1 protein-coding gene is annotated in these 504 nt (G+C 49.4%); it reads right to left on the bottom strand.

Annotated features, from left to right (window positions below; translation table 11 throughout):
- Nucleotides 1-110 precede the first annotated feature (110 nt).
- Nucleotides 111-374 carry a hypothetical protein gene (locus GHO32_RS26195; protein ID WP_153443124.1) on the bottom strand — a complete coding sequence of 88 codons (264 nt, stop codon included), beginning with the start codon at nt 372-374 and terminating at the stop codon, nt 111-113.
- Between the last annotated feature and the right edge of the window lie 130 nt (nt 375-504).

The raw sequence follows: 504 nt of genomic DNA on the forward strand, positions 1-504 counted from the left end.
CAACAAGTTTTGCGGCGATGGTCTCATTGGCCTGCGCTATGCGGTGCTTGCGACAATACTTTACGTACAGAGCCTAGAACCCTGATCAGCTTCCTCTCCGGATCCGTATGCTATTGACCAGATCGGCGCAGTGATTTATCCGACCCAGTAATTTTTCCTCCACTCTTTTCGACTTCCCGTCGAATTTGCTCTTGGTTAACCTCGTCCATCGCAGCTTTTGATTTCAAAAACTCCTCATATCCCCTCTTGATGTAGAGCTTCAAAATGCCCGGTACATCTTGAATCTTGCCGACATCAAGCTCGCCGACCTCAAGTTTCGTCGCCGGGCTTGTTTCCTCGTAGGGCCAGCCAGGGCTCAGGATGTAGAAGTACATGAAAGGCAGTTTAAAAACTGCAAAATACCGATGAGGGTGATCAGTGAATCGGATGGGCGGTCTCAAGGAGCAAGTGCAACACCTCATGTAAGGTGTTGCCATGTCTACCCAATACAACCACCTGAGTACC

The sequence above is a fragment of the Pseudomonas sp. FSL R10-2189 genome, assembly GCF_009600325.1.
Taxonomy (GTDB): domain Bacteria; phylum Pseudomonadota; class Gammaproteobacteria; order Pseudomonadales; family Pseudomonadaceae; genus Aquipseudomonas; species Aquipseudomonas helleri.